The 7,860-nt window shown below is 41.2% G+C and carries 8 protein-coding genes; 4 read left to right on the forward strand and 4 right to left on the reverse strand.

The window, feature by feature from the left end; translation table 11 throughout:
* The first annotated feature begins 47 nt into the window (after positions 1 to 47).
* Both K1X56_10715 and K1X56_10720 read left to right on the forward strand, forming a co-directional pair.
* On the forward strand, positions 48 to 3,077 hold the full coding sequence (locus tag K1X56_10715) for an amidohydrolase family protein (protein MBX7095187.1): 3,030 nt from the start codon (positions 48 to 50) through the stop codon (positions 3,075 to 3,077).
* A 7-nt stretch (positions 3,078 to 3,084) separates the two neighbouring features.
* The gene (locus K1X56_10720) at positions 3,085 to 4,365 is read left to right on the forward strand and encodes an amidohydrolase family protein (protein ID MBX7095188.1); all 1,281 of its coding nucleotides are present in this window, start codon (positions 3,085 to 3,087) and stop codon (positions 4,363 to 4,365) included.
* On the opposite strand, the gene K1X56_10725 is transcribed toward K1X56_10720, so the two are convergent.
* A complete protein-coding gene (locus K1X56_10725) occupies positions 4,366 to 4,758 on the reverse strand; it encodes a hypothetical protein (GenBank protein ID MBX7095189.1) in 393 nt (130 codons plus the stop codon).
* On the reverse strand, positions 4,759 to 5,298 hold the full coding sequence (locus K1X56_10730; protein MBX7095190.1) for a CopD family protein: 540 nt from the start codon (positions 5,296 to 5,298) through the stop codon (positions 4,759 to 4,761). It lies immediately after the preceding gene.
* A 75-nt stretch (positions 5,299 to 5,373) separates the two neighbouring features.
* On the opposite strand from K1X56_10730, the gene K1X56_10735 reads away from it, so the two are divergent.
* The gene (locus K1X56_10735; protein ID MBX7095191.1) at positions 5,374 to 5,913 is read left to right on the forward strand and encodes an acyl-CoA thioesterase; all 540 of its coding nucleotides are present in this window, start codon (positions 5,374 to 5,376) and stop codon (positions 5,911 to 5,913) included.
* On the opposite strand, the gene K1X56_10740 is transcribed toward K1X56_10735, so the two are convergent.
* Both K1X56_10740 and K1X56_10745 read right to left on the reverse strand, forming a co-directional pair.
* Positions 5,910 to 6,902 carry a glycosyltransferase family 9 protein gene (locus tag K1X56_10740; GenBank protein ID MBX7095192.1) on the reverse strand — a complete coding sequence of 331 codons (993 nt, stop codon included), beginning with the start codon at positions 6,900 to 6,902 and terminating at the stop codon, positions 5,910 to 5,912. The two genes, K1X56_10735 and K1X56_10740, sit on opposite strands and share 4 nt — an antisense overlap.
* Positions 6,903 to 6,968: 66 nt before the next feature.
* A complete protein-coding gene (locus tag K1X56_10745; protein ID MBX7095193.1) occupies positions 6,969 to 7,367 on the reverse strand; it encodes a DUF4923 family protein in 399 nt (132 codons plus the stop codon).
* 121 nt (positions 7,368 to 7,488) lie between these two features.
* Here K1X56_10745 and K1X56_10750 point away from each other — a divergent pair.
* Positions 7,489 to 7,860 (forward strand): TatD family hydrolase (locus tag K1X56_10750; GenBank protein ID MBX7095194.1); only part of this gene is annotated, 372 nt, incomplete at its 3' end.

A 7,860-nucleotide genomic window follows, 5' to 3' on the forward strand; every position in this document is an offset into this window, starting at 1 on the left:
TTGTTTGTATCGGTTTAGTGTTATTTTTGTTTTACTAAGAATCGACTATGAGGAATTTCTTTTTATTCGCTTTGTTGTGCTTTACAGTTTCCATCCGTGCACAGGAACTGGTGCCGGTTAATGGTCCACATCAAAATGCAGCATCCTTCTACTGTTTTACCAATGCCGTATTGCATATTGCTCCCGGAAAATCGGTTGAAAACGGAACCTTAATCATCAAGGAAGGAAAAATTATTGCAGCAGGTACGGGTATTGCTGTCCCTAAAGGAGCAGTGGTGGTTGACCTCAAAGGCAAACATGTTTATCCCTCTTTTGTCGATTTATATGCATCCTACGGAATGCCCGAAAACAAAGGCAACAATCAACCATTTAGAGGAGGAGCTCCACAATATGAAAGTTCGAAAAAGGGGGCTTATTACTGGAATGAATCCATCCACCCAGAAACACGTGCCGCAGAAATATTTTCGGTGGATGCCAAGAGCGCGGGTGAATATCGTTCGTTGGGATTTGGAGCGGTGTTGACGCATGGAAAAGATGGGATTGCACGTGGTACTTCAACTTTCGTTTTGCTGGGAGAAAAGCGGGATAATGAAATGTTGCTGATTCCGGATGCCGCTCAAAATTTTTCATTTCGAAAAGGAAGTAGTCAGCAAATTTACCCGCAATCGCTCATGGGAGGAATTGCCTTGCTCACGCAGTTTTATCACGATGCAAAATGGTACGCCTCTCTAAAAAGTAAAAAAGAAGAAAATTTATCACTCAAAGCTTTTCTTCAACAGAAAGACCTTCCCGCTATTTTCGATGCAGGAGATAAATTAAATATCCTTCGTGCGGATAAACTCGGCGATGCTTTCGGAATTCAGTATATCATGAAAGGTTCCGGAAAAGAATATCAACGACTGGCGGATATTAAATCCACTTCCGCTGCTTTAATCATTCCGCTAAATTTTCCCGATGCCTACGATGTAGAAGATGTTTATGAGGCGATGAATGTTTCGTTGGAAGACATGAAACATTGGGAGCTTGCACCCTGGAATCCTGCTGCAATTCAAAGTGCAGGAATTAAAATGGCGCTTACGCTTTCCGATTTAAAAGATAAAAAGGCATTTCTTACTAATCTTCGTAAAGCCATTAAATACGGATGGAATGAAGATGATGCCTTACGTGCGCTTACAACAACACCGGCTGAGTTAATCGGTGCAGAAAAATTAATGGGTACACTCGAGCCGGGTAAAATAGCCAACTTTATCATCTGCTCCGAATCCGTATTTTCAGAAAATTCGGTGATGTACCAGAACTGGATCGCAGGCGAAAAATTTGTTTTAGTTCCTGATGATGTGGTTGATGTCCGCGGCGATTATGATTTGAATATTCAAAATAATATTTACACTGTTAACGTAAAAGGGGATGTACGTTCACCACAGGCTTCAGTAAAAGTAGATACCACAGTGGTGAAAGCTAAAATTGCCGTTCAAAACAAAAATATTTCACTGGCATTTACGCTAAAGGACAAAAATTATAAAGGCGCTATTTTATTATCCGGGGTAATCAATTTCGATTCCGGAACCTGGGATGGTAATGCGCAATTACCCGATGGATCAATGGTGAAATGGAATGCCGTTCGGAAGTCAAAACTAAAAGAGGAACGAAAAGAGAATCAACAAAAAGATTCGCTTCAATTAGGTAAAGTATGGTATCCATTTATGGCTTATGGCAACGACACCATTCCCAAGGGTATTCCGGTATTGATAAAAAATACAACAGTCTGGACCAACGAAAGCGATGGTATTCTGAAAAATACCGATGTCCTGATTCGCGACGGAAAGATTTTTAAAGTGGGCAAGATATTGGATGTGGTCGACAAAAATACATGGGTTATTGATGGTACCGGTAAACATTTAACTTGTGGAATTATTGACGAGCATTCACACATCGCTATCAGTGGTGGCGTTAATGAAGGATCACATGCGGTTACTGCAGAAGTATCCATTGCTGATGTAGTTAATTCTGAAGATGTAAATATTTATCGTCAGTTAGCAGGTGGCGTTACAACCGCACAATTGCTTCACGGAAGTGCAAATCCTATTGGGGGAAGATCTGCTATAATCAAACTTCGCTGGGGTAAAACACCGGAAGAAATGAAAGTGGAAGGTGCGGATGGATTTATCAAGTTTGCGCTCGGAGAAAATGTGAAGCAGTCGAATTGGGGTGAACAATTTTCAACGCGATATCCGCAAACGCGAATGGGAGTTGAACAAACGTATTATGATGCCTTTTTCCGCGCTCGCCATTATGAGCAGGAAATGAAAAAACACGAGCACAGTGCAAAAGGAAAAAATCACAATGGTGAATTATTCCGTCGCGATATTCAATTGGATGTGTTGGTCGATATCCTCAATTCAAAACGATTCGTTACATGTCACAGTTACGTTCAGAGCGAAATCAATATGTTGATGAAAGTGGCCGATTCCATGGGCTTTCACATCAACACCTTTACTCATATTCTGGAAGGTTATAAAGTGGCCGATAAAATGAAACTCCACGGTGTTGCTGCTTCAACGTTTTCCGATTGGTGGGCTTACAAATATGAAGTGATGGAAGCAATTCCTTACAATGCTGCATTACTTGCTTCGATGGGTGTGCTTACGGGAATTAATTCAGATGATGCTGAAATGGCACGTCGACTAAATCAGGAAGCAGCCAAAGCGGTAAAGTATGGCGCAATGTCGGAAGAAGAGGCCTGGAAATTGGTCACGCTGAATCCTGCTAAAATGCTGCATCTCGATCACAAAATCGGAAGCGTTAAAGTAGGGAAAGAGGCTGATATCGTTTTATGGAGCGATTCACCGCTTTCGGTTTATGCCAAGGCAGAAAAAACCTTTATCGATGGCGTATGTTATTACGATCGCGAAAAAGAAGATTTAATGCGTGAACGCATTCAGGTTGAGCGTTTGCGTTTAATCAATAAAATGTTGCAGGCAAAATTGGGTGGAGCTCCTACGCAACGTGCAGGAAGAAGAGAGCGTGGATTGTACCACTGCGAAACAATGGAAGATTATAATCATGACTCAGAATAACAGCGCTATGAAACTAAAACTGATCATCGTATTTTTATTGTCCACCTCATTAAGTGGCTGGACCCAAAAACGATCTTTCCTTCTCATGGAGGGAACAGCTCATCTGGGAAATGGTGAAGTAATCAATCATTCACTTATTGGAGTGCGCGACGGAAAAATTGTACTGGTGGCTAATTCACTCGTTACACGTCCCAATCTAAGTGAGTTCGATACCGTAATTCAAATTCCCGGTAAACATGTGTATCCCGGATTCATCGCAACGGATGTTTCGTTGGGATTGGTCGAAGTAGAAAGTGTGCGCGCTACTGTTGATAATGCAGAGGCAGGTGAATACAATCCCAATGCAAGAACCTTAATCGCTTACAATACCGATTCAAAAATTATTCCTACCGTTCGGTCCAATGGTGTATTAATGGCGCAGGTTACACCACGAGGTGGAGTGGTTTCCGGATCATCTTCCATTATGAAGTTAAATGGATGGAATTGGGAGGACGCAGCCTATAAGGCGGATGATGGTATTCACGTTAACTGGCCCAGGAATTTTCAGCAAAGAGGTTGGTGGGCCGAACCTGCAGAAGGAAGCAAAAACGATAAATACCAAATGTCGATTAACGACATCAAAAAATTTTTCGAAGAAGCAAAAGCCAATTCAGAAGATGCTGTTTCTACCAATAAAGATCTGCGATTCGAAGCTATGCGTGGATTGTTTGATGGATCAAAAACCTTGTTTGTTCATGCCAACTTTGCACGCGAAATTGCCGACGCCGTGCAGTTTATGCGCGATATGAAAATCAAAAAAATGGTCATTGTAGGAGGTTACGATTCCTGGATGCTGACCGATCTGCTTCGTGAAAATAAAGTAGCCGTTATTCTTCGTCGCATTCACGAATTGCCTTTCCGTTCAGAAGATGATATCGATTTACCATTCAAAATTCCGGCTTTATTGCAAAAAGCAGGGGTGTTGTATTGCCTGGGAAATGCCGGAGATCAGGAGGCTGCTCAAACCCGAAATCTTCCGTTTTTGGCGGGGACCATCGTTCCTTATGGTGTGGAAAAAGAAATTGCCTTAATGAGTATCACACTAAATGCTGCAAAAATTTTGGGGATTGATAAATGGTGTGGTTCACTAGAACCCGGAAAAGAAGCTACACTCTTTATTTCCGATGGCGATGCACTGGATATGCGATCCAATAACGTGACGCATGCATGGATCAAAGGAGAAAAGGTGGATTTGAATAACATTCAAAAAGAACTTTATTCGAAGTATAAAACCAAATACGGCAAATAATTAATCCGGAAAATCCATGATCCGAATTTCCAATGAAATGGATCGCTTCATACAAACTTTTTCAATCACCCGGTGATAAGGAAGCAATTGTGTATCGATTTCGGGGGATGAGCTAAAAAACACGATGGAAGTAGTTTCTTTTGGGATTTGCTTTTCCATTTTCTCTACCATGTGCTCCACTTCATTTTCCTGCAAAAGATGGTCGTACCACGGAACGTTATCAGAGGCAGCTATCATGCCGAATTCGCCGGAGAAAATGTACAATGGAAAACCTTCGTGCTGGGCGGATTTTTCTACGTGTAAAATACGTTGACTAATATATCTCTCCCTGGCAGGAAGCATTTGAGAATCGCTTCGTTTGTTGGCGGAACAATAGGTGAGATAAATCCGCATTTATTTTTTTAAACGACGCTTTTTATAGGCCAGCACTCCCCACACAATGAGCAGGAGTAAAACCGACATTCCGATTGAGGTGTACAACCAGTTGATGCTATTCTTCAACACAATCACCAGAACGATTAAAAACAAAAAGATCGTTGCTACTTCATTCCAAAAACGCAGAAACATGCCATTATGTTTGTACTCGTCCTTTTGAAGCGATTTAAAAATAGCGTGACAATAAAAATGATAAGCAAAAAGTCCGCTAACCAAAGCAAGTTTAACATGGATAAAACCGTAGTGCAGCAATTCCGGATTCAGAAAGAACATGGTACTTCCAAAAATGGCGGTGAGGATCATTCCCGGCCAGGTAATACCGAACCAAAGAGGACGCTGAATTTTTTTCAGATAGGGTATAAGCACCTTTTTTTCTTCTTCAGAGGCTTCAAGGGCTTCGGTTTGATAAATGAATAAACGCACAATGTAAAACAGTCCCGCAAACCAGGTAACCATAAAAATAATGTGCAGGGCTTTTATTGCAGTGTAGTACTCCATCGGTTGCGACAAATGTAAAAAAATAAAGCGTCCTTATGTTGTTACTGCATCAGGCTTGGGTATCTTTGCAGTATCATGAAAACAAAAAATCCTTCCGCCAAACGCAGTAAAACGCCAAAAGATACCCTGGCCGTAACCACAAAAATCGTATTGCCCAACGATACGAATACCTTGGGAAATTTGTTTGGTGGACAATTACTCGCCTGGATGGATGAAATAGCCGCCATTTCGGCTCATCGTCATTGTAAACGGGTAGTGGTAACGGCATCCATCTCCAATGTTTCGTTCAATAGTCCCATTAAACACGCCGATATCGTAACACTCGAAGCCAAGGTTTCCCGGGCATTTACCAGCTCTATGGAAGTAGTGGTGGACGTATTTGTGGAAGATAATGTAACAGGAGTGCGTACAAAATGCAATGAGGCCATTTATACCTTTGTAGCGGTGGATCAAAACGGAGCTCCAATTGAAGTCCCCGAATTGATTCCGGAAACCGACGAAGAAATAAAACGATTCAACGGAGCATTGCGTCGCAGACAACTTTCATTAATTCTGGCAGGTAAAATGAGTCCGGATGAAGCGACAGAATTGCGCGCTTTATTTGTGAAAGATTAATGAAGCAATTCGTTTAATTGCTCAATAATTACATCTGTTTTTAATTCATTCATGCATTTAAAATGCGTTTTCGGGCATTGCTGAAAACCAATTTTAGAGCAGGGTCTGCAACCTAAAGATTTGTTCTCGATAATTCTGAAATTTTCTTTATTACCCGGCATATACGGATACATGCCAAATTCCGGAATGGTATTTCCCCAGATGGATATTATTTTTTGCTGAAAGGCCGCGGCAATATGCATCATTCCTGTATCGTGAGTGATTACGGCACGCGCTTGTTTAACAATAGAGGCCGAACCAAATAAATCGAACTTGCCACAGAGGTTGACGATTTTTCCGGGATCAATTTGTTCGAGTTGTTCACCGGTTAAAACATCTTCCGGACCACCGATAATTGCAATGGGCAGATTAATTTTAGAGCAAAGTTCTTCTAATTTTAAATAAGGTAAACGCTTGGTGGCATGTTGAGCACCAATAACCAATGCGATATATCCTTTTTGCAAAGCAAGAGGCAGTTGTTGCATGGAAATCTCTTTCGATGCCGGAATAAAAAAATCAAGTCCCTTTTGATCGTTTACAACACCTAAATGTTCCACCGTTTTTAAATAGCGGTCTACAATGTGTAGGTCGGGTAGACGGTTAATTTTTAGATTGACCATCATCCATTTTCGGATGTTGATTTTATTAAAACTTCTGGAGGGTTTTTTAAGTGCATTTTTTACCCGAAGACTCCGGATGTTATGATGCAGATCAATAATCAGATCATAGTTTTCATTTTTCAACTGCGGTATCACTTCTTCCACTTCGCGCTCAATAAAAATACAGCGGTCGATATTCGGATTTGCACTTACCACCTGGGCAAACGATTTTTTGGTAAGAAAATGAATCTCCGGTTTAGGGTTCAGGTGTTTTAAGCATCGCATCACCGGGGTGGTAAGTACAATGTCGCCTATAGAACTAAAGCGGATGATTAAAATCTTGCGAACCATGTTACGAATTAAATAAAAAAAACCCGGATGCTATTCCGGGCTTTTCTGTTCTGTATCGAAATACGATTATTGAGCTTCAGATTTAGTCACTGTACCATTGCTGTCTTTTGTCCACAATTCTTTAGTGCTTAAGCGGGTAATGGTTTCAGTATTCGAAATTCCTGAAATGGTGGTAGTAATAGTGGTTTTATCACCATTGAATTCCCAGGTTCCGGAAGCGGAAAGACTTCCTGAAGTGTAAGTAAAAGTTCCGTCCTTGTCAAACGTATAAGTTCCGTCGCTGGAACCTGCTGCTACAGTAGTTCCGTTTGAAGAAACATATTCAACAGGCTTCCAGGTACGGCTAATGCGGGCTTTAGCGCTGCGTAATGAGAAACCGGGACCATCTTCGTATTTATTACAAGAGGTAAGAGTAAGGGTCAGCATCATCATTGCTGCGAATCCCAATGCAAAAAGTTTTTTCATTTTTCTAGGTTTTGGACAAAAATAGAAATTTCGGGCAATGTCACCACCAGGTGATGAAAGAAAAAATTACCTCCTTAAAATTTTATCACCAAGTGATACTGATTTCGGGTATTTTTGTCCCATGTTTACCGATACCCACGCTCACCTATATGCCGAAGAATTCAATGAGGATCGCTCCGCCATGATTCGTCGTGCATTGGATGCCGGGGTAAATCGGTTTATGTTGCCCAATATCGATCAGGACAGCATTGCTCCTATGATGCATTTATGCGATGAATTCCCTGAGAATTGTTTTCCCATGATGGGTTTACATCCTTGTTCGGTAAACGAAGATTTTGAAGAGGTGTTAAAAGGGATGAAAAGTGATTTTTCGAAACGGAAATTTTACGGGGTTGGAGAGATTGGTATCGACTTGTATTGGGATAAAACCTTTATTGAGCAACAAAAAGAAGCGTTTAAGATGCAGTTGAACTGGGCGCTCGAACTGGAATTG

The organism is Flavobacteriales bacterium, from assembly GCA_019694795.1.
Classification (GTDB): domain Bacteria; phylum Bacteroidota; class Bacteroidia; order Flavobacteriales_D; family UBA2798; genus UBA2798.